Here is a 25,730-nt window from a genome sequence, read left to right as displayed (position 1 = left end):
CCGAGAAGCAGGGGATTTCGCCCCTGACGCTCATCGACGAGTTGGACCACACTCGGCAGCATGGATTCTGCTGCACACTCCCGATCGAAGACCTGCGAGCGATGAACCTGTGGCGAAGACACCCGGGCGTCCGGACCGGTGATGCCCTGACCGCCGGTGAGCGAGCGGCGGACTACGTCCGAAACGGGATGGGCTCCTGGCCGTTCGTGTTCCTGTTTCTGGGCACCATGGCGCTGTGGGCCGCCTACAACCAGAGCGACGGATTCGACCCGTACCCGTTCATCCTGCTCAACCTGTTCCTGTCGATGATCGCGGGACTCCAGGGAGCGATTCTGCTGATCTCGGCGAAACGCGCGGACTCGGTGAGCAGTGAGGTTGCCGTACACACACTTTCGAACACCGCCCTACTCCAGGACATGATCGAGGCCAATACCGTCCTGACGGAATCGGTGGCGCAGCTGGCGGCCGAGATTCACACGCACGTCTGTCCGTCGGCGCACCGCACGAGTGCAGAGACATCACCGGCGAAACAGGTCACGAACCACGCTTCTCTGCATTGAGCCACGCGAGTATCTCTCGGGCCCAATTGCACACGAGTACCCAGTTGCGGAAGTCTCCTGCGACTGCCCCGGAGTTCTCGAAAATCTGACGCTCCCCCGCCGAAAGTCGCTCTGGCACCAGCTTCCCGGGAAACGTTCGGTGTGCGGTCGCATGCATCAGTGATACTGCGTGTGCCGCGTCGGAAGTGACGTTGACCGGCCTGTCGCTCGAGTGCAGCGGCCCACAGGAGAACAGCCACACAGGTGGATGTTCGGACCTCGACAACCTGTCGACCAGAGCCTTCGCGGCTGGAACCCAGCGATCCGAGTAGACAGCGCTCCCGATGACCAGAGCGTCGTAGCCGTCCACGCGGACCACGGATTCCGGTGCCCGCACATCGACGTCGACACCACAGTGCTCGAAGACTCGACCCATTTCCTGGCCCAGACTGTGGGTCGCTCCATGCCGACCTGCGGTGGAGACAAGTATTTTCATGTCTCGTCCGACAGGAGGTATGCGGATTTGCCCGCCGCCACCGTCATCCGCCATCCGTGGACCGCAATGACGAACCCCAGTACTCCGAACGATCCCAGCAGCCAACTCGTCTCACCGGTCACCGCCGAGTGCACGATGATCCAGGCAACCAGGAGCACGCCGGCGATATGAGCCATCGGACCCGACCGTCCGCCGCCTGCGAAGGCAGACGCCGCAGCGAGCCCCATGGGAACGCCGACGACCAACACCAGCGACAGTGCTGTCAGTGTCACAGACACTTTCGCCTCGACGTAGGAACTCGGATCGATTGCACCCGAGGCCAATCCGATCGCAGCACCGAACGCGTTGATCGATACCCCTCCGCAGACTGCGCCGAGCCACGGCGATCGCCGGTTGCGCTCGGTTGCCACTCGCGTTGTCGATGTCATCGTTCCAGTCTGTGCGGCAAGAGATCAATTGCGCTAGAGCACAAAGTACTTGCCGCTCGACTACCTGAATCAGGTCTCAGCGTCCGAACCACGACCGCATGCTTCGACGCTCCTTCACGGGCGGGCTCGAATCCTCGTTGCAGGCGCAGCGGTCGGCTGCGGCAACCGTACGCATGACGGAGTCGACATGTCTGCCGCAACCGCCCCAGCCGGTCTTGTGGCATTTCTTGCAGGTGACGGGATAACACATGAGAATCCTCCTGGTACGAGTCGGTCGAAAGTCAGGCCGGGACGTGGGCGTCGGCCCAGGCGTTGTAACCGCCCAGCAGATCCGAGACGTTCTCGAATCCCTGAGCGCGCAGCAGCGACGCCGCCACGCTCGAGCGCCATCCTCCGGCGCAGTGCATCACGATAGGTTTACCGGTCGGCACCTGGTCGAGGCGAGTTCGCAACTGCGCCAGCGGGATCGGGATCGCTCCCGGTATCGTGCCGAAGTCGCGCTCACCCGGGTTGCGAATGTCGATGAGCGTCACCTCGTCCGCGGCGAGCATCACATCGAGCTGCTCGACCGTGGTGCGCGGTGCCGTCTCGACCAATGTCGCCAGCTCGGCTGGAAACGCACCGTCACTGCCGATTCCGAGGTATCCGGTCACGTTGTCGGATCCGATTCGGGCCAACCGCAGTGCTGCCTCCTGCTCTTCGCCCGGATAGGCGATCAGCACGATGCGACCACCGACCTCCGCGACCATGCCGCCGGTCTCGGCGAAGCGACCGTCGAACCCCACGTTGATCGATCCTCGCAGATGACCGGCAGCGAAATCGTCCACACTTCGTGCGTCGAGCACTCGTGTGCCGGAAACCAGCTCGGCCCTCACGGCCTCGGGTGTCAGCGCAGGGATGATGCGGCCAGGAGACAGCAGTGGGTGCACCTGCTTGTTCATGGCTGCGTCGGCGGAGAAGTACGACGGTGCCGCCGGTTGGCCGTCGGTGACGAGCGCAACGAAGGCGTTTTCGGTCATCGGCTGCACCGACGGGTTGCTCGCGCGCTGCTCACCGATGGTGGAGGTGAGCTCGGTGGAGAGGTTCTTTCCACACGACGAGCCGGCACCGTGAGCGGGCATGACGACGACGTCGTCGGGCAGCGTCAGCAGCTTGTCGTGGATCGTCGAATACATCGCACGGGCCAGGTCCGTGGTCGAGCCGTCCCCGAGATTCACCAGGTCCGGTCGTCCGACATCGCCGATGAAGAGGGAGTCACCGGTGAGCACGGCCGTAGGGGTGGCCCCGGGATGCTCGCGAACCAGCACCGAGATCGACTCCCACGTGTGACCGGGAGTGGACAGGATCTCGAGTTCGACGTCGCCGAGGGACAACCGCTCCCCGTCTCGCAGTCGCCGGATCGGATAGTCGGTCTCGGCAGCCTCGCCGAAGCCGATCCAGGCACCGGTCGCGTCGACCAGTTCGAGGTGGCCCGAGACGAAATCCGCGTGGAAGTGAGTGTTGACGACCCCTTCGATGACGAGTCCGTACTTCTCGGCGTCGTCGAGATACTCCGCGATGTCGCGACGCGGATCGACGACGATCGCGCGCCCCGTCCTCTGATCTCCGATCAGATACGAAGCGTGGGAAAGACATTCGAGGTAGTACTGCTCGAGGATCATGGATTCCTCCGTCTGAGACGTCTCCGGGCGAGTTTCGCGAGGTGGTAGACACAGTGTGTAATACCCCCTAGGGTATGTCAAGTACCCCCTGGGGTATACCGTGGCACCAAGGATTGGAGTGAACACACGATGACATTGGGGCTGGCGCTCGGATTCGGCGCTGTGATCGGAATTCTCCTCGGCCTACTCGGTGGAGGCGGATCCATTCTTGCGGTCCCGGTGTTGGTGTTCGCCCTTGGCCTCGGCGTGGAGGAAGCGATCCCCGTCTCGCTGATCGTCGTCGGCACCGCCTCGGCGGTGGGAGTGATACCGAAGCTGCGAGCACGCCGCGTCGAATGGCGACTGGCGGCGGTGTTCGCTGCGACCGGCATTCCAGCGACCTTCGCCGGCAGCGCACTCGGCCGGTTGCTTCCCGAGAGGATCCTGCTGCTCGGCTTCGCCGCCGTGATGGTTGCCGCAGGAGCCCGGATGCTCGCCGAGCGAGGAGATACAGGAACAGCCTGCAAGACATCGGCATCGGGCATCAACTGGAGACACTGCGCTCCACGTTCGATTCCGGCAGGCCTTGCTGTCGGATTCATGACCGGGCTGTTCGGCGTCGGAGGCGGCTTCCTCATCATTCCGGTGCTGGTGCTGATGCTCGGGATAGAGATGTCGGTCGCGGTCGGCACCTCGTTGGTCATCATCGTCGCCAACTCCGTCGCCGGTCTGTTCTCACATCTGAGCGGCACGACCATCGACTGGTCGATCACCCTTGCGTTCGCAGGCACCGCAATTGTCGGCTCCCTCCTGGCCGCGCACTTCGGAATGCGGGTCGATACCGCACGGCTGCAACGCCTGTTCGCCTACCTGGTGTTCGCAGTGGCCGGGTACGTCGTCGTCGACGCGGCCTTCCTGAGCTGATCTCGCTATTGTCCGGCCCCATGTCGGGCCGGAACCGTGGGTCGAAAGGCTCTATACCGCACGAGCCGCGCCGGGCACCCTCGAGGCAGGAGCACTCCGTCTCCGGGACCGCGAGGTAGCCGATCTTCATGACCATCACCGACGCAGGACCGACCACTCGGCTGGTGAACGACGAATCGACGTCGCTTGCCTCGATGCTCGCCGCGAGGTTCCCCGATCTGACCCCCACAGTCGTCGCGGCCGAGATTCGCCGCACCCTGCCGCCCATGGCAGAGCGATCATGGTGAGCGCGGAGCCGCGACCCCAGCCCACCCGAACCCCGGTCGCTCCCGGCTTCTGGGCGAAGAAAGACTGGGGTGACATCGTCGTCGCGCTCGACGGCACCCCGACGTCCCGCGACGCACTGTCCTGGGCAGCGGGTCTGGCCTCGGTCACCGGGGCACGCATTCGGCTCGTGCACGCACTCACACCCCGCGAATCGACCCGGTCGTTGGAGCGACTGCACGGTCGACGCCTTCTTCGATCGGCTCGCCGTGAACTCGTCGGTCTCGATCCCCGCATCGCAATCGATTCGATTCTGACGGACGACCCGATCGCCCCCGTTCTCGGCGCGCTGTCGCACACCGCCGACCTGATTGTCATCGGAGGCCGTGAATCGGGTCCGATCCGCGATGTGCTGTTCGGCCGCAACGCAACTCGTATCGTTGCAGAATCGACGTGCCCCGTCCTGGTGTGGCGCCCCCAGCACGCAGACCTCACGCCGACCTCTCCGGTTGTCGTCGGCGTGGATCACTCGGACTCCTGCACCCGGGCGATCGAGGCGGCCTTCTGGTTCGCCGATGCGCTCGAAGTCCCCCTCACCGCGCTGCACGTCGGATCGCCCCACAGTAGGCCCGTCACGAACGACATCGAGCTGCAACAGATCCGAGGGCTGGAGTGGCTGGAAGGTCGCGTCGATGCTGCTGCGTCCGCGCATTCCACCGTAGACGTGCATCTGCACCTGCTCGACGCATCGGCGCAGCACGAGCTACGACGCGCATCGGCTACCGCACACCTTCTCGTGATCGGCAGCCGCACCCACGGACCACGGACGGGTCCGCGTACCGGGTCGGTCGGACAGTCTCTCGTGCACGCATCGTGCTGTCCGATTCTCGTGGTGCGTTGAGCCCTCGATCAGCCGACGACCCCCGCCTCATCGGGACCTTGTGCCCTTACGGATCCACTGCTCGACGCCGGACACTCGTAGGAGACGAATGCACTTCGGGTGGGAGTAGGTGGCGGCCATGTTCTCGAAACTCGCGCACCGATCGTGGCGACACAGTCCATGGATTTCCAATCCACTGATGCGGCTGCCGGGCAGGATCGAACGAGCGGCAGTCGCCGTCGGGATCGCGGTGCTTCTGTTGCTCATCCCTGTGGCAGCGACGATCGGTTCGGTGACCTACAGCGACCTGTCGCTGCGCTCGCAACAGCAACGCGCAGAATATGTTCGAGTCGACGCCCGTGTCATCGACGCCACGAAATCCGCTCGGTCCGATACCGACGGCGTGACGACCGTGGCCGGTACCGCGACCGTGCAGTGGAGCGCGCCGGACGGCTCGCTGCGCTCCGGGGCAACCGACGTACCGTCGGCATTGCGAGTCGGTGACACGACTCCGATCTGGCGTGATGCGGACGGGAATCTGGTGCGCGCTCCCGACACTGCTGCCGGTGCCGTCGTCAACGGAGCTGCCACGGCCGTGTTCGTATGGTTCCTCGGTGCCCTCGTCATCGGCGGTCTGGTCAATCTCACCACCAAAGCCGGCGAACGTTCACGAATGCGGCAGTGGGACAGAGATTGGCAACACTTTCTACAGGCCCGCGACCATCGCTCGCGGTAGCGCCGTCGAAGCCCGGCGACGCGGCCGGTCACCACGAGGAGGGCCGAGCGTCCTCGAAAAAAAGGCCTTTTGTGCCGATGGCACATCGCGTGTGTAGTCGTACGCTCAGGACCGTCGTCCTTGAACTCGTCGACACGAAGCTCCCACGTTCGAGGGGGCGATGACATGATCGGTACCGGCACCGAATTCTGTTCCGCGAGTGCGGACTACGAGCGTGCGCTCATGTGCAGCCCGTTGGCTGCACAATTACGCGTAGTCGATCTTCGAATACAGGTGATGATGGACGAGCAGGGCGCGCTGCACCCTCGCGACCTCGTGGCGTCGGCGCTGCCGTCGAGTCGACGACCCCTTCTGAACTCTGCTTGAGGTCGGAGCGGGCGTATGACCTTCGAGACGCTCGCCCTGTGTGCCGCAGTGGGATTGCTCGGCCCACTGCTGGCGCTTCCGCGCGGGCTTCGGATACCCGTCGTCGTCGGCGAAACTCGTCGCCGGAATTGCTCTCGGCCACACAGGCTTCGGCATCGTCGACCCCAGCGAGCAGACGCTGAGCTTCCTGGCACAGGTGGGGTTTGCGCTCGTCATGTTCGTGGCCGGCAGTCAGATACCGATTCGCGACCCGCGACTGCGCATCGGTCTCGGGGTCGGTACTGCGCGGGCGGTGACCGTCGGGCTGCTGGCAACCGTGCTCGGCTGGGCCGTCTCCGCCGCGTTCGATCCACCTCACCTCGGCCTGTACGCGGTGTTGATGGCATCGTCCTCGGCCGCTGTCATCATGCCGATCGTCGAGTCCACCACGATGACCGCACCCGGTCTGATGGCCCTCCTGCCGCAGATCGCGCTGGCGGACGCGGTCTGTATCGTCGCGCTGCCTCTCGTGATCGATCCACGGCAGGCCGGTCCCGCCGCACTCGGATCGGCGACGGTCCTGATCGCCGCCGCCGTGATCTTTGTCGTCCTGCGCCACTTCGACGCCTCGGGACTGCGCCGTCGCGTGCATCATGTGTCTGCCCAACGCAAACTCGCGCTCGAACTGCGCCTCAACCTGATTCTGCTGTTCGGCCTCGCGGCCCTCGCGGTCCACACCCACGCATCGGTGATGCTGGCCGGCTTCGGCTTCGGGCTGGCCGTCGCTGCCATCGGAGAACCGCGACGACTTGCGAAACAACTGTTTGCCATCACCGAAGGTTTTCTGGGGCCACTGTATTTCGTCTGGCTCGGTGCATCCCTCGATCTGCGCGCCCTCGGCAGTCACCCGAACATGATCGCGCTGGGGCTCGTGTTGGGATTGGGAGCCATCGCCGCGCACGGTGCGATGCGTCTGACGGGCCAGCCCGCCGGGCTCGGGATACTCGCGGCAGCCCAGATGGGAGTTCCGGTCTCGGCCGTGACACTCGGCACGCAGAGCGGCGTGCTGGCTCCCGGGGAGGGCCCTGCCATCGTGCTCGGTGCACTGATGACCATCGCGGCGGCGGCCGCCGCATCGCGGGTCGCCGCTCGTCGTCCGGCCTGACCCCGGCGGGCCTGCGGCGGCGCAAGGCATTTGGGTGTTTCGAGTTGATCAGGACGGGGAACAGGGGTCGTGGAACGATCGGCACGACGCGAAACGGATCACGACGATGACGGATGACCAGGTCTGGCGCCTCAAGGGTGCGTGCATCGACGACATGGATGCATACGACTCGCAGCAACTTCCCCGCCACGGACGTAAGCGAGCAGAGCGGGCGTGGCGTCTGTGCGCTGACTGCCCGGTGCTGCGTGAGTGCGCCGAGCAGACGGCTCGCGACATCGAGTCGGGTCGCATTCCGGTGGGAGTGGTCGTCGCCGGTGCCGCGTATCACGACAACGCGAGCAACGGTCGGCGTACCGACGCGTACCGGACGCTCGAATTCCTCATCGGGCGGCCACTTTCCAACCCTGCAGCCTGATCACGGCGCGGTAACGGAACGCTACGAACAAGGTCACGGCGACAACTCTCTTCGACGCGTTTTCGGCGCGTCATCCAGTGTCTGACCTGCGGCGTTCCAACTCGGGTGACAATAGTGCGCATGGATGCAGGGGAGTCTTCTCACGTCGGCGAGCCGAGTGATGTGCAGAAGGCTCTCGACATGCGCGCACCCATCGAACAGGCCAAGGGCATCCTGATGGCCATGCATCGCATCGGCCCGGAGGCTGCGTTCGACATGCTCATCGAGCAGTCTCAGCGCTCCAATCGCAAGCTGCGCGAAGTGGCACTCGACCATATTCGGTGGGCCACAGCCCGGTGAAGAAAGAAGATGGCCTCGCACGCTGTGTTTTCAACGTGCGAGGCCTAGGCGATGGAGTAGTCCGGACTACACAATCGCTTGTGTGCCGTATGCCCTGACGCGGCCACCCGAAACATAGCCGGTCGGGAGCTCGGCAGAAGTGCTCAGAAGCGCGCCAGAATTGCTCGGGCACAACGAACTACGGTCGCGCGGTCGTAGGACATCACGTAATCGAACTGACGGTCGGCGTCCACCTCACCGCGATGTAGGTCGATTGCTGCCAGCACACCGCAGAAGTGCGGGCCGAGAACCACGACGTTCCACTCCTCGACGAGCGGATCCATCGGGTCGAGGGGCGCATGCACGATGCCGCCCTCTTGCACGTATCCCATGCCTACGCCGTAGACGCCGGCGTAGGAGATCTGCTCGGTCATCGACACCCAGCGGCTGCGGGTGGTCGGGGTGAAGTGTTCGGCGCGCTGAAAAGTACCGAGTACCAATGTCTCCGGCCCAGCAGCCGCGGCCTGCATCTCGAGCGAAGTGCTCATAGCCACCAGCAGTCGCTTGGTGCTGCGCGTTGCCGTCTTGCCTGCGGAGGCAATGGCGTACGGCGATTCGGCGGCGACGGTCGGCGTGCTCCAGGTCGGGAACGGAGGCATGACCTCGGCCGCGTCGGAAGGTAGCTCTTCCGTCGATTGCGCGGCTGGATACAGCTCTCCCACCCCGTAGGTGGCACCGAGTCCGAGTGCGCGGGTCCGATGCAGCGCACTGTCGACCCCGCTCGCCACGACCACGGCTCCGGTTCGTTCGACCTGAGCCGAGACGGCGTGAGCGGTACGCGCAGTCGACAGATCCGGGCGGCGGGAGACCATCGATTCGGCGAGGATGATCACGTCCGGCTCGATGAGAGGGAGAAGGGTCATCGACTGCGGCCGGCGACCGACGTCGTCGACGGCCACCACTTTGCCTTCGCGTCGAGCTTTGTCGATTGCGGCGAGAGTGCGCGCCGGGCTGTCGACGAGAGCAGCCTCGGTGACGACCACGATGTCGCGGCGCAATTGTTCTTCGGTGGCTGCATCCAGGGCAGCGAGCGAGTCGACGTCCATGGACACGAGCATCGGCAGTCGCACCGATTGGTTGAGCCGGGCCACACCCCACGCGAGCGCGTCGAGCTCGCGCTTGGCGTCCATGGCCCTGGCTGCGCGCTTGAGCGCATCTGCCGATGCGAGGGGACCGTTCTCCGGGCCGCGCAGCTGCACTTCGATGGCTGCGAGCGCACCGTTGTCCAGCCGACAGACCGGGGCGAAATACGGCTGCACCGTCAACTCTCCCGTGTCCGTGTCGACTGCAGATCCTGCTTCGGCCAGCGCGAACGTCACACCTCAGTTTGACACGAAAAAACGACCCCCGTCACGCGGGGGTGAACTGTAATTCCAAACCTGGTCGAGGTGTTTTCTTTCGCTTCGACCATGCTCGACGACGGAGATGTCACCGAGACGGTCACGACTGTCTCGTTTTGATAACTTTGTATAACGGAAAGATAACGACGCACGGGGTGAAGGTCGAAGGAACGCCAGGCCCGACCGAGGCGCGAAAATGGGACGAATGCCGCTGTTGCGCTGAACTTTCCGGGTAGCAGCCGGATTCGGTTACTACTGCGTACAACAAGCATACCGACCGGATTGTGACTTCTCACAGAGTTGAAACAAACCATTTCCGACATATGTTTCGTCAACCTAACGTCCCTCCCGGCTGCCGAATCAACGGTGCCACCGGATGCCACGACCGGGTCCGGATCCGTCTTGGACTGGAGGATCGATCGATGACGCTGAACCCGCCGACCCGCTCTCGCACACTCGTCACCGCAGTCGCCGCTCTTGCCATCACCGGTGCGACAGTCGGTGCCGCCAGCGCCGGCGCCGCCACCATTTCCCCTGCTGGTACCGCGTTCACGGCACCCGGCACGATCGTCGTGAGCACTCCGGCGTCGTTCGGTCTGCCGGTGAGCTGCTCCATCAACCTGAGCGGCACCACCAGCGCAGACGGCTCGTCGGCGACGATCACCGATGCCCAGATCAGCGGCTCCAACCGACTGTGTGGCCTACCCCAGCTGAAGAACCTGCCCTGGACCCTCACTCCCACCAGCGCCACCACCGGGGAGGTGTCCAACGTGGCCTTCTCGCTGGTCGGATACAACTGCGGGCCCGCCACGTTGGCCGGGTCTTTCGACAACATGACGAACACGCTCACCGCGACGAACCAGCCGATGTCCGGCAACTGCACCGTCAACAGCCTGTCGGTCCAGCCCGACCCGGCCTTCACCCTGTCCTGATTCCCGTCCTACCTCGTTCCACATCGACCGTTCCCGAGAAGGAGAACACGTGAAGATCCGCAACAAGACTGTCGTCACCATGACGGCATTGGCATCGAGCATCGCCCTGGGCACGCTCGTCGCCGCCCCGGCCAATGCCGCCGACACCCTTCCCATCACGTTTCAGGCAGATACGACGACGGTCATCGCCAAGACCGGCCAACCGGTGGTGTTTCCCACCACCGATCTCGCCACGGACGTCGATCTGGTCGGTGGCACGGTGACCGGGTCGCTCGAATTGCCGCAGGCATCGGCCAATCTGAAACTCGGTCCCGCGACGCTGGCGAACTTCACGATCTCGATCGTCGATGCGACCCCGGTGTCCGGCACCATCGTCCGCGGCGGACCGGACGAGGCACCGACGTTGGATCTCGACGTCGCGCAGAGCTTCAAGATTCGCATCGATTCGGTGAAGCCGTTGGGCATCGACACCGGGTCGGCCGGATCTGCCGCGGTCGACCTGATCCCGGCGGGTAGCAACTGCGTCACCGCCGAGACCACCGCCAACCTGTCCGGTTCGCTCGATGCCATCGACCTGATCCAGAACAATCAGGCCGATGCACACGTGAAGGGGACGTACACGATTCCGCAGTTCCAGAACTGTGGCGCGTTCACGTCGGTGCTGAATGCGATCATCGCCGGTTCCGGCAACACTCTCGACGTGCATCTGACCGATCCGGTCTTCGATGTCGGCACCCGGTCCGCGATTGCGGCAGAGGTGGCGTAGCGGTTCACACCTCGATCGGCGGCGTCGACCGGTTCCATCGCGGAACGCGGTCGACGCCGTCGTTCAGTGCCGTTCGTCGACCGGATGGACGGACGGCTCCCCGTCGTCGTACACCGCGACGCGGTTGCCGCCGATCCGTTTGGCCCGGTACATGGCTCGATCGGCCCGGCTGAGCAACACATCGACGTCCTCCGCGACACCCCGCGCGTCGACAACCGCATGCGCGACGCCTATCGACGCCGTGAGCGGGGAACGGTCGGTCGACTCGCTCAAACGGCTGCGCAATTCCTCGGATCTGTCGATCACCGTGTCGACTTCGGCGAGGCACACGATCGCGAATTCTTCGCCGCCGAGTCGCACCGTCACTGCCGGTGTCGGGAAGAGTTCGAGGATTCGGCTCGCGGCCAGACGAATGACGGTGTCTCCGTGCTCGTGACCGAATCGATCGTTCACTGCTTTGAAGTTGTCGATGTCGATCACCACGGCGGCCAGTTCCGCATCCGCACCGGAACGAAGGTCGAGGTTGCCGATCGCCGCGTCGAAGCCCCGTCGGTTCTGCATTCCGGTGAGCGGGTCGTAGAACGCGCCGGTGGCATCGCGGCGCAGCAGCATCAGGAAGGAATGGCAGATCAGCGGTGCCGAGAACATCACCAGGATCAGCATCACGAGATAGAGATTGGTCTGCAAGCGACGTTCGGGGTCGTTCACCATGGCCGAGGTGTAGAGCGCGGCGACGGTGACAAACGCGAAGAGATGGTGAGCGGTGAACAGCTTGGGGCCGTGAAAGCCAACGACGTAGCTGCCCATCACGGTGAACAGCGCAGCCATCGGCAACATCTCGGACGGCTTGTCGACGGTCAGAAGAACTGCGGCGAGCACGATGTCGGCGTAGAGCACGAAGGTGACCGACATCGGCCAGGACGGCCAGCCTCCGATCAGCCAGGCCAACCCGAGGGGCAGCGTCGTCGCGACGGTGAACCACAGTGCCCATCGCGCAGCACCGCTGTCTCCGAGACCCGGGATGGTCAGGGCGATCGCCGCAGCGGCCGCGTAGAACCAGCAGAAGATTCCGATGAGAATTCTGGTGACGTGCAGTGCTTGTTGGGACCGTGCGTACGCAACGTTCCACCCGTAGTCGACCGGAAGCGACCACCATTGGCGAAGACTGTTCACAGATCGAGCAGCTTTCCTAGTGTCCCGACGAGGATGAACAAGTCAACCACAGACGAAACCACCCGGTCCGAGAAGTCGGGAACTTGCTCACACGGCCTTATCCGCGCATGCCGTCGGCCAATTCGAACACGCGACCTGCGTAGGTCACCACGAACGCATCGAGGGCCTGCTGAGACAGTTCGGGGCATCCGGCTCGGCGAAAGAAGTGCTCCAGATCCACCAGTCGATCCCCCAGCCCGACGCGTTGTCGATCCAGGGCCTCGAGCTCGACGACCAACGCCTTCAGTTCCTCGACCTTGCGCAGTACGTCGTCCATCGGATCACCGTCCACTTCACTGGGCCTTCTACGGACCGTCCACATTCGGGCGGCGGAGCCGGGCTTCCCTCCCGGCTCCGCCGATCTCGACTCTACTCTTTATCGAACACATGTGCGAACCAATTGCGACCGGATCTCGCTTTGTACCAGTCATCCTGTGCACAATCCGAGAATGTGACCTACAGTCTGTGACATGCTCCAGAAAAGGGGTCCGAACGAGGTTCGACCGCCGGGTTCGACCGATCCAATTCATATGGCGCTCTTAGCAATCCTCACGATTGCGATGATCGCTCTGGTCGTCGTTGCGATCCAACAGGGCCGCCTCTGATCACGCACCTCGGCGTTCATCGTCGACTGGATTCCGCGTCGGTCGCCGCTTCACGAACGGTCAGGTCCGCACTTCGGGCACCATCGTCACGTGCGCGCCCGGATCCGCATCGAGTACCGCGGTCCGTATCGCGCGCAGATACGCGAGATAGGTCGGGTACCCCCGCAGTTGTCGCGGGCCGATGGGCACGAATGTGCCCGATGCCGGGTTGCAGACGAACTGCTCGATCTGCGAACGGGCTTGTGCGCCATCGAAATCGGCGTCGACGGTGACGATGAACCGCATCACCGTTTCGCGTTTTCTCCCCAATCCGAGACGGTGCACTCCGAACCAGAGGCGGGTGCCGTCCGGTCCCAGATACTCGATACCCCATCGACCGAAGCCACGTTCGGCGGTGTCGACGACCGTTCGGGCGAGATCCGCAACGGCCATCGTCGACGAGATTTCGATGCACGCGTCTTGACGACGTGTGATCATCCACTGCCAGCTTTCTACGATTCCACCGAATACCTCCCCGACATTCGGTGCATATCGGGCGAATTTAGCAGCTCATCCGACATCCGGCACGACGACTGTTACGTCGCCCGAACTCCGACCACCGCGGCTACCTCCGCTGCCATCCGGGCAGCCGTCCTCGCAGTGGGATGAACGCCGCCGAACGTGGCTCCGGGTCGGTCGAGCAGTGGCGCGAATTCTGCGACGGGTATGCCGCGCTCGGCGGCCAGTGCGCGAATGTCGTCGTTCAGGTCGTCTGCGCTGACCTTCCGCGACGACGGCACCGTGGCGATCACAACCGTGTCGATGTCGTGTGCACGGTCCAGGATGGCGCGTAGCTTCTCGATGATCCGGGGCAGCGGTACCGATCGGGCGAGGTCGTTGGTGCCGCCGTTGACGACGAGGATGTCCGGGTTCGCGGCCAGCGCTTCGTCGGTTCGGGCGAGGATCTGCGTCGTGGTCGCGCCGTTGATTCCCAAGTTGGCACCATCGGCGGCGGGAGCATCGTCTCCGCACACGAGGTACGAATACCACGAGGTGTTGCCGTGAATTCCCCAGTCGACACGTGAATTGCCCTGGGCCATCGAGTCTCCCAGCGTCACCAACCGTGGTCCGGTGTCGTTGACGCTCCACCCGAAGCAGTGCGCGTTGTGGATCGTCAGCGCCGGCTTCCTCAGTGGTCCTGCCACGAGCGCGGCGGCGAGCGCCAACCCGAGTGCGCCGGCGATCCACAGTCGAGTTCTTCGCACGCCGGGGATTCTGCCCTAGGGGTGACGCGGGGAATCAGTTGCAGTCGGGGAAGTCCACTTCGGTGGGTGCCGGGACCGATTGCGGCTGAACCGGTGCCTGCGCCTCTCCGGCGACGGTCGGTTCGACGAGGTTGTACTCGATGGTCTTGGTCTGCCCCGGCTCGATGACGACCGGCACGTAGAACACGGGGTGGCCGCGCTCGGCAGCGGTCAGCAGAAACAGAGGAGTCCCGTTGATGGTGGCGTTCGTCAAGGTCGCGCCCTGAGTTGCGTACAGCGCCACCACCGATCGATTCGTTCCCGGGGGTCCGTCGTATCGGGTGGAGTCGTTCTGCCTGCCGGCGATGTAGGTGGTGTAGTCCTGCAGCGCAGCGTTGTTGGTGATCTCGGCGACCACGCGGGTGGTCCGCGTCGGGCCGTCGCAGGACTGTGCGGAGTAGGTGACCTTGCGCTGCAGGTAGTAGTCGAGCTTGCCGCCTGCACCGTTGTTCACCACCACCGCGGCGTACGGGTCGGGGCTGTCGGGAACTTCGTGACCGATCCTGGTCGGTCCAAGGATCGCTTGCAGTGCCGGGTCCGCGCTCCACACGGCGATGTGGCCTTCACTGGTGGCCTTGCCGAGTGCCTCGAGTAGCGCGCTGGGAGATCCGATATTGCCCTGCATCTTCGCGACCACTCGGGCGGCGATGTCCTGGAGATAGGCCTTGCGCGCGGTGTTGTCGTCCTCGAAGCGGAAGTATGCGTCGGACTGCGTGATCCGAACGACGTTCGATCCGTCGATCACCTCACCGTCACCCATCGTGATGGGACCGACGACATCGAGGATGTAGCCGAGGGCAACAGGGTCGGTGGCCAGAGCGCCGTCCACACGTTCGCCGGTTTCCTGCTCCCACATCGACTGCCAGATCTGCCCGGCATACGGGAAGTGCGGGCTGACGTTGCTGTTCTGCCAATTCTGCGTGGGCTGGAACCGACTCTCGTAGGTGTTGAAGAAGTCCGGACCGAGATCGATGGGGTCGTACGGAATTCGGAGCTCGGCGTTGCTGGCGAGCGAGTCGACCGCGACTTTGCCGTCGACAGCACGCACGATGCCGAATCCGCCTATCAGTCCACCGGTTCCACGAGATTCCGAGAGAGTCTGAAAGGCCATGAAGTAGTTGCGTGGACCGTCGGCACCGAGCATCGCGGGGAGCACCTTGGCGGCGATGTCGGTGTTGGTCAACAGGGTCGTCAGTTCGTGCGTCTGATCCTGCAGCTGAGTTCGAGCGTCGCCGACCTGAGCGACGAACTCCGGTTCCGCGATGGCCTGGGACTGCGAGTTCAGTACGTCCGCTGCGGCCGCGGCCTGTGACAGCGCGGGCGAGGCGGCGCGCAGAGCAGCGATGTCGATGGCACCGTCGGGCCCGCGCAGCTGACTCGGATCGAGTGTGGCCCCCACCTCGACCGACGGCGTCAGCACATCCACGGTCAGCCCGTTGACGACGTCGGTGATCTGCGAGACGACGTCCAGCGGTTGACCCACGTACGGAATCGCGGCAGCCGCCTGCCAGATCACCGAATCGGTGGCGTCCTTCGCCTGGGTCGAGGTGCGCACCGCGTCGTCCACGGAGGTCTCGGCCTTCTGCGTATCCCCTGCCAGCAGAGCAGTTTTCGCTGCCTGAGCGTAGCCCCGAGCCTGATCGAGGTACGTATAAGCGGTATTGGCCGTGTAGGCGAGCCAGGCACCGAGTCCGAGCGCAACGACGACGAAGACCCCGAAACCGAGCAGGATGCGTCGGCCGGTCCTCTTCTTGGAACGACGACGCCTGCGGCGACTACGAGAGCTGCGATGGTCGCCGTACGGGTAGTCGTTGTCGTAGCTCATGGCTGGATGGGTGCCCTTTCGTCGCGGCTAAGACTACAAACGACGTCCTCCCACCGCGACACGACGCTCGGGTCGGCTGCGCCGATATCGCACCGGCGCAGCCGTTCGAGGTCAGGAACCCAGAATTGCGCTCACTGCGGTGCTGCCGCTCTCGGCGCTTCCGCTGCCGATGAGCCCGAGGATGACGTCGACGATGATCTTGGCGATGAATGCGTCCATAGCTACTCCTGTTGTGAAGTACCCCCGACGGGATACAGACGGACCTGCGTGCGCTGCGACCGTTTGTTACCGGCCACAACGAATCGGAAGGTAGCAGCTGAATCTGTCCGAACGGTGGCTCTGTGGTCGCGGCCACAGAGCCGGAACATTTGTACAAATCTCGAAATTTGTCTACCGGAATGACAAATTCGGTGTATTGTCCAATCCATAGTGATCGGCCTTACACGAGGAGTGACGATGACCGCATCGAATGTCGACAACCAGGCGCAGACGCCGGTTGCCGAATGGCACGACCGAAAGCGTTACCTCTGGCTGATGGGGTTGATCCCGCCCACAGCGGTGTTCGTGGCCACCGGCCTGGTCTGGGCCTTCAACCAGCTCGGCTGGAACGCCGTGTCCCCGGTCTGGTGGTGGATCGGCGCGCTGCTCGTCTACGGGTTGCTCCCGATCCTCGACCGGTTCTTCGGTCCCGACGGCGACAACCCTCCCGACGAGGTGATGAAGGCGCTCGAAGAAGACAAGTACTACCGCTACTGCACGTACGCCTACATTCCGTTCCAGTTGGCGAGCTTGGTGTTCGCCTGCTACCTCTGGTCGGCCGACAACTTGTCCTGGCTCGGAATCGACGGTGGACTGGGACTGGCCTCGAAGATCGGTCTGGCCATCAGCATCGGTGTGATGGGCGGCGTCGGTATCAACACTGCGCACGAGCTCGGCCACAAGAAGGACAGTCTGGAGCGCTGGCTGTCGAAAATCACGCTGGCACAGACGTTCTACGGCCACTTCTACATCGAACACAACCGCGGCCACCATGTTCGCGTCGCCACTCCCGAGGATCCGGCGAGTTCGAAGTTCGGCGAGAGCTTCTGGGCCTTCCTCCCTCGTAGCGTCTGGGGCAGCCTGAAGTCGTCCTGGGAGCTCGAGAAGACGCGCATGGAGCGATTGGGCAAGAGCACGTGGAGCATTCGGAACGACGTACTGAACGCGTGGCTGATGTCCGTTGTTCTCTACGCGGTGCTCGTCGCGGTGTTCGGTCCGATCGTGCTGCCGTTCCTGGTGATTCAGGCGATCTACGGCTTTTCGTTGCTGGAAACGGTCAACTACCTCGAGCACTACGGCCTGCAGCGGCAGAAGAAGGAGAACGGCCGCTACGAGCGATGCACCCCCGAGCACAGCTGGAACTCCGATCACATCGTGACCAACATCTTCCTGTATCACCTTCAGCGACACAGTGATCACCATGCCAACCCCACCCGCCGCTACCAGACTCTGCGCAGCATGGACGGGGCACCGAACCTGCCGAGCGGATACGCGAGCATGATCTCGCTGGCGTACTTCCCACCCGTGTGGCGCAAGGTGATGGACCACCGCGTTCTCGACCACTACGACGGCGACATCACGAAGGTCAACATCCAGCCGTCCAAGCGGGAGAAGATCCTCGCCGCGCACGGAGCCAAGTGATGGCCGCCTTCGAGTGCCCGGTGTGCGAGTTCGTCTACGACGAGACCAACGGCGCTCCGCGCGAGGGCTTTCCGGCCGGCACAGCATGGTCCGACGTACCCGACGACTGGCCCTGCCCCGATTGCGGTGTCCGCGAGAAAATCGACTTCAGGAGTAAGGCATGAAGCTCTACCGCTGCGTTCAGTGTGGATTCGAGTACGACGAGGAACTGGGGTGGCCCGAGGACGGGATCGAACCCGGCACTCGCTGGGACGACATTCCCGACGACTGGTCGTGCCCCGATTGTGGCGCTGCCAAGGTCGATTTCGAGATGGTCGAGGTCGAGCGCGGGTGAGTGCGTCCGTTCCGCACGCGATCGCGATCATCGGTTCGGGTGCAACCGGGTACACCGCGGCCAAAGCCCTACGCGCCGAGGGTTTCACCGGGTCCATCACGATGGTCGGGAGTGAACGGGCTGCGCCGTACCGCCGACCGACGGTGTCCAAGGAGTTGCTGACCGGAAGCAAGTCGATCGAGCAAGTGCAGCTCGGCTCGGCGATCGACGGTGTCGACGTGCGCTCGGGTGTCACGGCTGTCGGCCTCACCGATTCGACTGTGCTGCTCGACGACGGCGACCCGGTTCCGTACGACGCGCTGCTCCTGGCAACCGGCTCTCGGGCCCGGCAACTCGATCTTCCGGGCCACGTGTTCACCCTCCGAGGTGTCGCCGATGTCGAGCCCTTGCACGCCGACATTCTGCGCACCCGATCACTGTTGGTGATCGGCGGCGGACTGATCGGATGCGAGGCGGCCGCGGCTGCTCGGTCCCTGGGAGCCGAGGTGACGGTGCTCGAGGCCGCAGCGGCACCGCTCAACCGGATCGCTCCGGCCGCGATCTCGCAGATGTACGTCGACCTGCACGCAGACAACGGCATCGCGTTCCACACCGACGTCGCCGTCACCGACCTCGCCGAGCAACGTGACGGAACACTTCTCGTGACCGCAGCGGACGGTCGTTCGTGGTCCGCCGGTACCGTGCTGGTCTCCGTCGGCTCGGTGCCCAACGTCGAACTCGGAGCAGATATGGGCCTCGAGATCGGATCGGGGATTCTGGTCGACGCCGGGATGCGGACCTCGATACCGAACATCTACGCCGCGGGCGATGTGGCAGAGGTACCCAACACGATCCTCGGCGGGAGGTATCGGAGTGAGCACTGGAACGGCGCACTGGATCAGGCCACCCGGGCTGCCCGCTCGATGATCGGCGTGGATCCCGGCAACCTCGACGTCCCGTGGGGCTGGTCCACCCAACATGGCGTCAACCTTCAGTTCGCCGGTTGGACCGGTGCGACCGACGAGTACGTGGTGGCTCGCGGCTCCGTTGCCGACCGCCGCTTCACCGCATGCGCGCTGCGTGACGGCCGGCTCGTCGGGGCCATCGGTGTGGGGTTCCCGAAGGACATCAGGCAGATCAGATCCTTCATCGCCAGCGGAGATCCCATCGATCGGGATCGCCTCGGAGCGGATTGGCTGGATCGACCACATGCGGTCGTTCGATAGAGTCGTGTTCATGCCCGCAGCCGAACAGACGTCGACCCCCGGTCGATACCGTGAAGCCGCGTCCAGTCTTGCGCGCGATACCGCGCTCGATGCGTTGCGTGAGTTGTTGAACGAGCGCAACTGGCGCAACGTCACGATGAGCCACATCGCCAAGGCAGCAGGGCTGAGCAGACAGAGCCTGTACAACGAGTTCGGTTCACGACGCGGCGTCGCGCAGGGGTACGCCATCAGATTGACCGACCTCTTCGTCGCGATGTGCGAAACGGCGCTGTATCAACACGAGAACGACGCATCGGCTGCTCTGCGCCAAGGCTTCTCGTCGTTCTTCCAGTTGAGTGCGCTCGATCCCCTGGTGCGATCGCTGCACGGTGGCGACGCACCCGAAGATCTGCTCCGGCTGATCACCACCGACAGTGCCGTACTCATCGAGCGTGCGGGAGACCGTCTGGCCGAGACGTTCCAACGCGGGTGGGTGGGCGCGAGCCCGCGTCAGGCAGACGTCATCAGTCGGGCAATCGTGCGTCTGGCATTGAGCTACATCCCCGAGCCGCCACCCGATATCGCCTCCGCAGCAGATGATTTTGCACTACTGCTGACTCCGTACGTCGATTCCATCACCGCCGGCCGCTCGGTCGGCCACTGACCCATAGTCCGGGCCGGCGGTCTCACATGTCGGCCGGTGCGAGCACGATGTCGAAGTCGGCTCTGGCCCAGGTCCTGTCGCCGAGGTCGCGACCGTCCGGAGTCGGTGTTCCCGACGGCTGCTCGACGAAATCCTTGATCAAGGATTCCTTCACTCCGAACACGGTGTCGCTGTCCAACAGTTCGTCGCCGCTGACGAAGATGTGCGTCACCAACGTGCGCATCCCCGGTGCCGTCACCATGAAGTGCAGGTGCGACGCACGCATCGGCGAGCGACCGGTCGCAGCGAGCATTCGTCCGACGGGGCCGTCGTGGGGAATCGGATACGGAGTCGGAGTCAACGCCCAGAATCGATAGCGCCCGTCGTCGTCGGTGTAAAGATGTGCTCGACCGCCGACTCGCGCGTCGTCGTACTGAACGTCGTAGAACCCGTCCTCGTCCGCTTCCCAGATTTCGAGGCGTGCTCCGGGGATCGGCGTGCCGGCGGTGTCGCGCACGGTCCCTTCCACCCAGCACGGCTGTCCTGCAGCACCTCCCGATGCATCACCACCGTTCTCGATACGCGGTGCGTCGTCGACGAAGAACGGGCCGAACACTGTCGCCTCGGTCGCGTCCTCGTAGGCGGGGTTGTTCACGTTGATCGTCTGCATCGACGCCCCGAGGACGTCGGAGAGCAGGATGAACTCCTGACGGCGGTCGTCGGTGATGTGACCGACCTCGGTCAGGAATCCGATGGCGTTGTTCCACTCCTGTTCGGTCAGTCTCACATCACGGATGAACCCGTGCAGGTGGTGCACCAGCGAGGTCATCACCTGCCTCAATCGAGGGTCGGTGCAGTCGTCGAACGATCGAAGAACGTTCTCCACCAACTGTTCTTCGACGGTGTCCTGTGCTTGTCCGGTCATGGTCTGCTCGATCATGGTCTCTCTCACTGTCCGATGTCGGTCGGCGGGTCGCCCGCCCACGCTGCGTGCAGAACAGCGGTGGCGGCCTCATGGGTGACGGGCCGCGGGTTTCCGTACGATCTGGTCGTCACGTCGTCGGCGATTCGGTCGATGTCCTTCTCCTTCATACCCAATTCGGCCAGGGACCGTGGCGCGCCGAGTGCGCGACAGAGCTCCCACAACCGGGTGGCCGGGTCGCCGGAGCCGGGGAGCGCACGCGAGAGCGCCGCCACTGCGCCCGGTGCCGCCGACTGATTGAAGGCCAACACGTGCGGCAACACCACGGTGTGGGTCGGAGCGTGCGGCAGGTTCAAGGTACCGCCGAGCGAGTGACACAGTTTGTGGTGCAACGACATCGTCGTGGCACCGAGAGTGGCACCGCACAACCAGGCACCGTGGAGGGCATCGCTGCGCGCCTGCGGATCGAGGTGATCGGCCACGATCGCCGGTAGCGCCGATGCGAGTGCGCGCACCCCGTCCTCGGCCATCAGCGCGACGATGGGGCTGATGTCGGGTGCATACAACGCTTCGACGGCGTGCGCCACGGCGTTGATTCCACTCGTGACGGAGATGTCGACCGGAAGACCGGTCGTCAGCTCGGGGTCGTAGACGACGCTGCGTGGCAGCACCCTGATGTCGCGACCGGTTTCCTTGTGCCCGTCGGTCGTCAGGCCCCACACCGGGGTCATCTCCGATCGGGCGTACGTGGTGGGAACGGCCACGATCGGCAATCCGTGCACCAGGGCGATGGCCTTGCCGAGGCCGATCGAGGATCCGCCCCCGACGGTGATGCAGCCGTCGGCACCGAGCGAAAGAGCCTCGGCGCTGGATCTTTTCGCCACCTCGGACGGCACATGCATCACGGCGTCGGCTCGCACACCCACGCATCGGTCTCCGAGCGTCGAGGCAATGCGTTCGGCTGTGCCCTTCTGGCTCGGCGAGCAGAGAACGAGGACGCGCCGCAGCCCGAGGTGGTCGAGCTCGTCGGCCACAGTCGACAGCGATCCCGCGCCGAATCGCACCCGCATCGGGTTCGCCTCGTAGACGAAGGCGTAGGTCATCTCGACAGGACCGCCGTCAATGCCTGCCGCAGGGCACCCTCGGGGTCTGCCACGAGTTCGTCTGCACGCCAACAGATGTGCTTGTCCGGGCGGACCAGCAACGCACCGCTCTCGGTCACTTCACGGAGCCGAGACCAATCGAAGTACAGGTCGGTGACGTCGCGTCCGGGTCCGATGACGACGGCCTCGACGGATACGCCCAACTCGTGGCCGATCTTGTCCGCCGCCGACTCCCAATCCGATCCGGCCACTCCGGTGATCAGCGTGAAGCGATCGTAGGGCGCAAGATCCATCATCGCGTGCTTGTGCATGTGGTCGCCCACCCAGGCGTGCGGCAGGTGCGATCCGGGCACGGTGGACACCTGGTAGTACAGGTCCGAGTCTCGTTCCGGTTCCGGCAGTACCCCGTCCGAAACGATCGCCGTGGACGTGTAGAACTGGCCCAGTTCCACTCCGTGGGCGTTGAATTCGTAGTTCTTGATCTCCATGGCCTGCACCAGCGCGGCCCGCTTCGCCGCGCCTGCAGGCGTGTTGGCCTTACGCTCTTCGATGCGTTCGACCATCTCTTCCTCGGTCTTGGCGTCGGTGACTCCGAGGGCATGAAACAGGTCTGCGAACTCACGACCGGATCGGTTGGCGCGTTTGACGATTCGCTCGGCCACCGGGGCGCGCTCGGCGGAGTAGGTATCGAGCAACTCGTCACCCGCCTGGCCCTTGATCACCGCAGCGATCTTCCACGCGAGATTGTAGGAGTCCTGGATCGAGGTGTTCGAGCCGAGTCCGTTGCTCGGCGGGTGCCGGTGGATGGCGTCGCCCGCGCAGAACACCCGGCCCTTCTGCAGATGCGTGGCGTACATTTCGTTGTTGCCCCACAACGATGTTCCGGTGATCTCGACGTCGAGCTCCGGCATGCCCAGCAGACTCCGAACGATCTCGACGGCGGCCGCCTCGTTCACCACCGGCGGTGGCTGTGCGATGTCGAATCCCCAGACCACGAGCCACTCGTTCCACGGCCGGACCATGCGAACCAACCCGGCACCGATACCGCCGACGTTGGATCCGGGCTGAATCACCCAGTACAGCACCGACGGTCGGTGTCCGACGTACTCGGCGATGTCGGCCTTGAAGGTGATGTTCATCGACCCGGCGATGTCCATCGCGCCCTCGAGCGGAAGGTCGATGTCCGCGGCCACCTTGGAACGCGCTCCGTCCGCACCGATCAGGTACTTGGCACGGATCGTGTAGCGGTGTCCGGTGAGTCGATCGACCACCGAGACGCTGACCCCGTCGGCGTCCTGGACGTGCGAGAGGTATTCGGTGGAGAACTGGGCCTGGGTTCCCCGCATCGTCGCGTTCTTCACCAGGATGGGCTCGAGGTACGTCTGGGGGATGTCGACGGTCAGGCACGGCGAGGCGAGCTGGTAGTCCGCTTCGCGGTCGGCCCCGGTACCCCACGTGCGGATGCGGCCGATCTCCTCGCCCGCGATCGAGGTGCAGAACACGGTGTCTCCGACGAGCCCGTGCTCGGTGGCGTCGGCCAGCACCTGGTCTGCGATACCGACGTCGCGGAAGACCTCCATGGTGCGCTGGTTGGTGATGTGAGCGCGTGGAGTGTTGGCCGTCCAGCGGTACTTGGTGATCATGATGTTGGGGATTCCGAGAGTGGACAGCAGCAGTGCTGCGGATCCACCGGCCGGCCCCGAGCCGACGATGAGAACGTCGGTCTCGACCACCGAGGAATCGGGCAGCTCTGTGGCCTTCTGGCCGTCGTCGAACACCGGCATGGAACACACCCTTCGTTGCGCCCGACGTTGATCTCGGGTCTTGCAACCCAGTGTCCTGCATCACACCGGGGGTGGCCATCGATCACGGTCATCTCGGCGCAAATCGACAACGGTGGCGCAATTGCGAAACTAGTGCACCGACCGCAGCACCACGGCGTCGCGTCGAACGTCCGATGCTCTGGCTCCGAACCGCGCCGAGAAGGCACTGGAAAAGTAAGCGGCAGAGGAGAATCCGCAGGAGGCGGCGATCTCGGCAATCGACGTCGAGCGTCCCGACGGCGAGGTGAGCACCGTGTGTGCACGGGCGAGGCGTCGCTCGAGGATGTACTTGGGCACGCTGGTGCCGTCGGCGGCGAAGACCCGGGACAGGTGCCGGGCGCTGATGCCGATGGCGTCGGACACGTCCGTGGCAGACAACGACGCGTCGGTCAGACGGCGCTCGATGTAGGAGCGGGCAGACGCGCGATGCGCCGCACCGACGTCGCTGCGCGTTCCACCGGTCAGGACGGAGACCAGTTCGAGGATCGTCCGCTCGTCCGGTGCGGTCGGCCCGTCGGCGCGAGTCGCACGGCTCACCCGAGCAGCGAGGGCGGCGGCGTGCACGTTGCCGTTCGCCGAGAAGTCGAAGACCATCGGGGCCGCGAGAGAGTCCTCTCCGGTGACGTCGGAGTAGATGCCGCGTGGGATCTTGACGACGAGTTCCTCGAGGCCGTGCGAGAACCCGCGCATGAAGGCTCTGTCGGCGTCGCACAGCAGTACCTGGCCGGGGCCGACGGTGCGCACTCCGTCCTCCGAGTAGAAGAACGCATCGCCGACCAGGCTGAAGTACAGGACCACCGAGTCCGACGGCCGACGCCGAATCAGCTCGGCATCTCGCTCGACGACATGGGAGGTTCCGACGACGCGGGCCAGGCCGACCGATCCGACCTGGACGTTGGTTTCGGTGGCCTCGAGAGACCCGCCTTCGAGGCTGCGGCATCTCAGTCCGATGAGCACCTCGGAGTTGTGTCCCTCCCACCGTTGTATTCGCTCGACGGAGGGAAGCCCGACGGTGGAGAACTCCACGGGTGACGCAGCGATCGGCACGTCGGGCCTCCTCCTCGGCGAGGGACTTACTTCTCCGGTACGAAACGCAGGTGTTCCGGATCGATTGTAACGAACAGCATCCACCGATCACCGAGACCGCGCGTGACGTGGCCTGCTCCGGTCACGTCGTCGATGTAGGCGATGTCGCCTGCCACCGGCGAGGTCACCGTTCCGTCCCCGGTCTCGTTCTCGGCCCTGCCGTTGAGCGTGACGCCCAACTGCGGTCGCGGGCCGTTGTGCCAGACTCCGGGAACGTACCCGTCCTCGCCGTAATCGCGGCGGGTGACGAATGCTCCGAGCGAGCGGGGCCACTGCTCGACCGGCGGTACCGGAGCCAGATCGCTCGGCCAACGCAGCGGCTCGGTCCGTGAGGTACCGCCGTCGTCGTAGATCCACGTCAGCGACGGCCGGCCCTGTCGGATCGCCGGGTCGGGTCGGGCTTCGTTGTCGCCTGCTTCCGGCAGCCAGTCGTCCAGCGCGAGGTAGAGCAACCACGCGAAGCCGTCCCAGGTCATCGTCAGGGTCTCGGGACTGGCGACGTTCGCGAACACCAGGTCTCCGGCGGTCAGCACAGCCGGGCTGCGGTCGCGTACGTCCACCCGCACCTCGCCCGAGAGCACCACAACGGCGTGCGACCCGAGCGAGGTGGGGGCGGGGACGTCGGCCATCCGGGCTCGGGTGAGCCAGAAGGCAGTTGCCGGAACGACGTTTGCGGGACCCTTGACGCGTGAGTCGCGGTGCGGCAGGAAGGCATCGCCCGCGTCGATTCCTCCGTACGTGTCGGAATCGCCGAGAGTCTCGTGCACGCGAAGCACTTTCAT

General features: G+C 64.5%; 29 protein-coding genes and 1 pseudogene. 16 read left to right on the top strand and 14 right to left on the bottom strand.

Annotated features, from left to right (window positions below):
- Positions 1 to 101: 101 nt before the first annotated feature.
- Positions 102 to 560, top strand: a complete 459-nt coding sequence (locus CH276_RS05215) for a DUF1003 domain-containing protein (protein WP_094630249.1) — start codon at positions 102 to 104, stop codon at positions 558 to 560.
- Here the strand turns inward: CH276_RS05215 and CH276_RS05210 are convergent.
- From CH276_RS05210 to CH276_RS05200, 3 genes are all read right to left on the bottom strand, one after another.
- Positions 535 to 1,035 (bottom strand): flavodoxin domain-containing protein, encoded by a 501-nt coding sequence (locus CH276_RS05210; RefSeq protein WP_176459109.1) that lies wholly within the window; start codon positions 1,033 to 1,035, stop codon positions 535 to 537. The two genes, CH276_RS05215 and CH276_RS05210, sit on opposite strands and share 26 nt — an antisense overlap.
- A complete protein-coding gene (locus CH276_RS05205) occupies positions 1,032 to 1,463 on the bottom strand; it encodes a hypothetical protein (protein ID WP_141214667.1) in 432 nt (143 codons plus the stop codon). Before CH276_RS05205 ends, CH276_RS05210 begins: the two co-directional genes overlap by 4 nt.
- A 281-nt stretch (positions 1,464 to 1,744) precedes the next feature.
- Positions 1,745 to 3,124 (bottom strand): rhodanese-like domain-containing protein, encoded by a 1,380-nt coding sequence (locus CH276_RS05200; protein ID WP_094630246.1) that lies wholly within the window; start codon positions 3,122 to 3,124, stop codon positions 1,745 to 1,747.
- A 129-nt stretch (positions 3,125 to 3,253) separates the two neighbouring features.
- Here CH276_RS05200 and CH276_RS05195 point away from each other — a divergent pair, with 129 nt between their 5' ends.
- From CH276_RS05195 to CH276_RS05165, 8 genes and pseudogenes are all read left to right on the top strand, one after another.
- A complete protein-coding gene (locus CH276_RS05195) occupies positions 3,254 to 4,027 on the top strand; it encodes a sulfite exporter TauE/SafE family protein (RefSeq protein WP_094630245.1) in 774 nt (257 codons plus the stop codon).
- 128 nt (positions 4,028 to 4,155) lie between these two features.
- Positions 4,156 to 4,314 carry a hypothetical protein gene (locus tag CH276_RS28385; protein WP_176459108.1) on the top strand — a complete coding sequence of 53 codons (159 nt, stop codon included), beginning with the start codon at positions 4,156 to 4,158 and terminating at the stop codon, positions 4,312 to 4,314.
- The gene (locus CH276_RS05190) at positions 4,308 to 5,192 is read left to right on the top strand and encodes a universal stress protein (RefSeq protein WP_094630244.1); all 885 of its coding nucleotides are present in this window, start codon (positions 4,308 to 4,310) and stop codon (positions 5,190 to 5,192) included. Before CH276_RS28385 ends, CH276_RS05190 begins: the two co-directional genes overlap by 7 nt.
- A 118-nt stretch (positions 5,193 to 5,310) precedes the next feature.
- A complete protein-coding gene (locus CH276_RS05185) occupies positions 5,311 to 5,907 on the top strand; it encodes an Rv1733c family protein (protein ID WP_094630453.1) in 597 nt (198 codons plus the stop codon).
- 165 nt (positions 5,908 to 6,072) lie between these two features.
- Positions 6,073 to 6,273, top strand: coding sequence for a hypothetical protein (locus CH276_RS05180; RefSeq protein WP_094630242.1), 201 nt, complete (start codon positions 6,073 to 6,075; stop codon positions 6,271 to 6,273).
- A gap of 15 nt (positions 6,274 to 6,288) precedes the next feature.
- Positions 6,289 to 7,417 (top strand): annotated as a pseudogene (locus CH276_RS05175) (cation:proton antiporter).
- A gap of 106 nt (positions 7,418 to 7,523) precedes the next feature.
- The gene (locus tag CH276_RS05170; protein ID WP_094630240.1) at positions 7,524 to 7,832 is read left to right on the top strand and encodes a WhiB family transcriptional regulator; all 309 of its coding nucleotides are present in this window, start codon (positions 7,524 to 7,526) and stop codon (positions 7,830 to 7,832) included.
- Positions 7,833 to 7,952: 120 nt separating this feature from the next.
- Complete coding sequence (locus CH276_RS05165; protein ID WP_094630239.1) at positions 7,953 to 8,171, top strand: ANTAR domain-containing protein; 219 nt, start codon at positions 7,953 to 7,955, stop codon at positions 8,169 to 8,171.
- A 143-nt stretch (positions 8,172 to 8,314) separates the two neighbouring features.
- On the opposite strand, the gene CH276_RS05160 is transcribed toward CH276_RS05165, so the two are convergent.
- Positions 8,315 to 9,529 (bottom strand): EAL domain-containing protein, encoded by a 1,215-nt coding sequence (locus tag CH276_RS05160; protein ID WP_094630238.1) that lies wholly within the window; start codon positions 9,527 to 9,529, stop codon positions 8,315 to 8,317.
- Positions 9,530 to 9,972: 443 nt separating this feature from the next.
- Between CH276_RS05160 and praA the strand changes: the two genes are divergently transcribed.
- The gene (praA, locus tag CH276_RS05155) at positions 9,973 to 10,482 is read left to right on the top strand and encodes an alkane oxidation protein activator PraA (RefSeq protein ID WP_032396127.1); all 510 of its coding nucleotides are present in this window, start codon (positions 9,973 to 9,975) and stop codon (positions 10,480 to 10,482) included.
- A gap of 49 nt (positions 10,483 to 10,531) precedes the next feature.
- Positions 10,532 to 11,248 carry a hypothetical protein gene (locus CH276_RS05150; RefSeq protein ID WP_094630237.1) on the top strand — a complete coding sequence of 239 codons (717 nt, stop codon included), beginning with the start codon at positions 10,532 to 10,534 and terminating at the stop codon, positions 11,246 to 11,248.
- A gap of 63 nt (positions 11,249 to 11,311) precedes the next feature.
- On the opposite strand, the gene CH276_RS05145 is transcribed toward CH276_RS05150, so the two are convergent.
- From CH276_RS05145 to CH276_RS05125, 5 genes are all read right to left on the bottom strand, one after another.
- On the bottom strand, positions 11,312 to 12,421 hold the full coding sequence (locus tag CH276_RS05145) for a GGDEF domain-containing protein (protein WP_094630236.1): 1,110 nt from the start codon (positions 12,419 to 12,421) through the stop codon (positions 11,312 to 11,314).
- Between the two features lie 97 nt (positions 12,422 to 12,518).
- Positions 12,519 to 12,737: a hypothetical protein gene (locus CH276_RS05140; RefSeq protein WP_032396392.1), complete on the bottom strand. Its 219-nt coding sequence runs from the start codon at positions 12,735 to 12,737 to the stop codon at positions 12,519 to 12,521.
- A gap of 388 nt (positions 12,738 to 13,125) precedes the next feature.
- The gene (locus tag CH276_RS05135; RefSeq protein ID WP_032396129.1) at positions 13,126 to 13,542 is read right to left on the bottom strand and encodes a hypothetical protein; all 417 of its coding nucleotides are present in this window, start codon (positions 13,540 to 13,542) and stop codon (positions 13,126 to 13,128) included.
- A gap of 98 nt (positions 13,543 to 13,640) precedes the next feature.
- Positions 13,641 to 14,309 (bottom strand): SGNH/GDSL hydrolase family protein, encoded by a 669-nt coding sequence (locus CH276_RS05130; protein WP_176459107.1) that lies wholly within the window; start codon positions 14,307 to 14,309, stop codon positions 13,641 to 13,643.
- 34 nt (positions 14,310 to 14,343) lie between these two features.
- Positions 14,344 to 16,173: a DUF4012 domain-containing protein gene (locus tag CH276_RS05125; protein ID WP_254924156.1), complete on the bottom strand. Its 1,830-nt coding sequence runs from the start codon at positions 16,171 to 16,173 to the stop codon at positions 14,344 to 14,346.
- 456 nt (positions 16,174 to 16,629) lie between these two features.
- On the opposite strand from CH276_RS05125, the gene CH276_RS05120 reads away from it, so the two are divergent.
- From CH276_RS05120 to CH276_RS05100, 5 genes are read left to right on the top strand one after another with little or no spacing between them, the layout of a single operon-like run.
- Positions 16,630 to 17,853, top strand: a complete 1,224-nt coding sequence (locus tag CH276_RS05120) for an alkane 1-monooxygenase (RefSeq protein WP_045200419.1) — start codon at positions 16,630 to 16,632, stop codon at positions 17,851 to 17,853.
- The gene (locus tag CH276_RS05115) at positions 17,853 to 18,017 is read left to right on the top strand and encodes a rubredoxin (protein ID WP_032396131.1); all 165 of its coding nucleotides are present in this window, start codon (positions 17,853 to 17,855) and stop codon (positions 18,015 to 18,017) included. The genes CH276_RS05120 and CH276_RS05115 overlap by 1 nt, the downstream gene beginning before the upstream one ends.
- The gene (locus CH276_RS05110; RefSeq protein ID WP_032396132.1) at positions 18,014 to 18,187 is read left to right on the top strand and encodes a rubredoxin; all 174 of its coding nucleotides are present in this window, start codon (positions 18,014 to 18,016) and stop codon (positions 18,185 to 18,187) included. The genes CH276_RS05115 and CH276_RS05110 overlap by 4 nt, the downstream gene beginning before the upstream one ends.
- On the top strand, positions 18,184 to 19,392 hold the full coding sequence (locus CH276_RS05105; protein WP_176459106.1) for an NAD(P)/FAD-dependent oxidoreductase: 1,209 nt from the start codon (positions 18,184 to 18,186) through the stop codon (positions 19,390 to 19,392). The genes CH276_RS05110 and CH276_RS05105 overlap by 4 nt, the downstream gene beginning before the upstream one ends.
- A 10-nt stretch (positions 19,393 to 19,402) precedes the next feature.
- A complete protein-coding gene (locus tag CH276_RS05100; RefSeq protein WP_032396395.1) occupies positions 19,403 to 20,035 on the top strand; it encodes a TetR family transcriptional regulator in 633 nt (210 codons plus the stop codon).
- Positions 20,036 to 20,057: 22 nt separating this feature from the next.
- Here the strand turns inward: CH276_RS05100 and CH276_RS05095 are convergent, their stop codons facing one another.
- The 5 genes from CH276_RS05095 to CH276_RS05075 form a co-directional block, all read right to left on the bottom strand.
- Positions 20,058 to 20,954 (bottom strand): dioxygenase family protein, encoded by an 897-nt coding sequence (locus CH276_RS05095; RefSeq protein ID WP_094630233.1) that lies wholly within the window; start codon positions 20,952 to 20,954, stop codon positions 20,058 to 20,060.
- An 8-nt stretch (positions 20,955 to 20,962) separates the two neighbouring features.
- Complete coding sequence (locus CH276_RS05090) at positions 20,963 to 22,039, bottom strand: maleylacetate reductase (RefSeq protein ID WP_094630232.1); 1,077 nt, start codon at positions 22,037 to 22,039, stop codon at positions 20,963 to 20,965.
- The gene (locus CH276_RS05085) at positions 22,036 to 23,823 is read right to left on the bottom strand and encodes an FAD-dependent oxidoreductase (RefSeq protein ID WP_094630231.1); all 1,788 of its coding nucleotides are present in this window, start codon (positions 23,821 to 23,823) and stop codon (positions 22,036 to 22,038) included. The genes CH276_RS05090 and CH276_RS05085 overlap by 4 nt, the downstream gene beginning before the upstream one ends.
- Positions 23,824 to 23,952: 129 nt before the next feature.
- Positions 23,953 to 24,909 (bottom strand): helix-turn-helix domain-containing protein, encoded by a 957-nt coding sequence (locus CH276_RS05080; RefSeq protein WP_176459105.1) that lies wholly within the window; start codon positions 24,907 to 24,909, stop codon positions 23,953 to 23,955.
- A gap of 26 nt (positions 24,910 to 24,935) precedes the next feature.
- Positions 24,936 to 25,730 (bottom strand): hypothetical protein, encoded by a 795-nt coding sequence (locus CH276_RS05075; RefSeq protein WP_094630229.1) that lies wholly within the window; start codon positions 25,728 to 25,730, stop codon positions 24,936 to 24,938.

Origin of the sequence: Rhodococcus sp. 06-470-2, from assembly GCF_002258235.1 — a bacterium.
GTDB lineage: Bacteria > Actinomycetota > Actinomycetes > Mycobacteriales > Mycobacteriaceae > Rhodococcoides.
The sequence above is the reverse complement of the archived record's forward strand: the minus strand, read 5'-3'. Positions and strand labels throughout refer to the sequence as shown.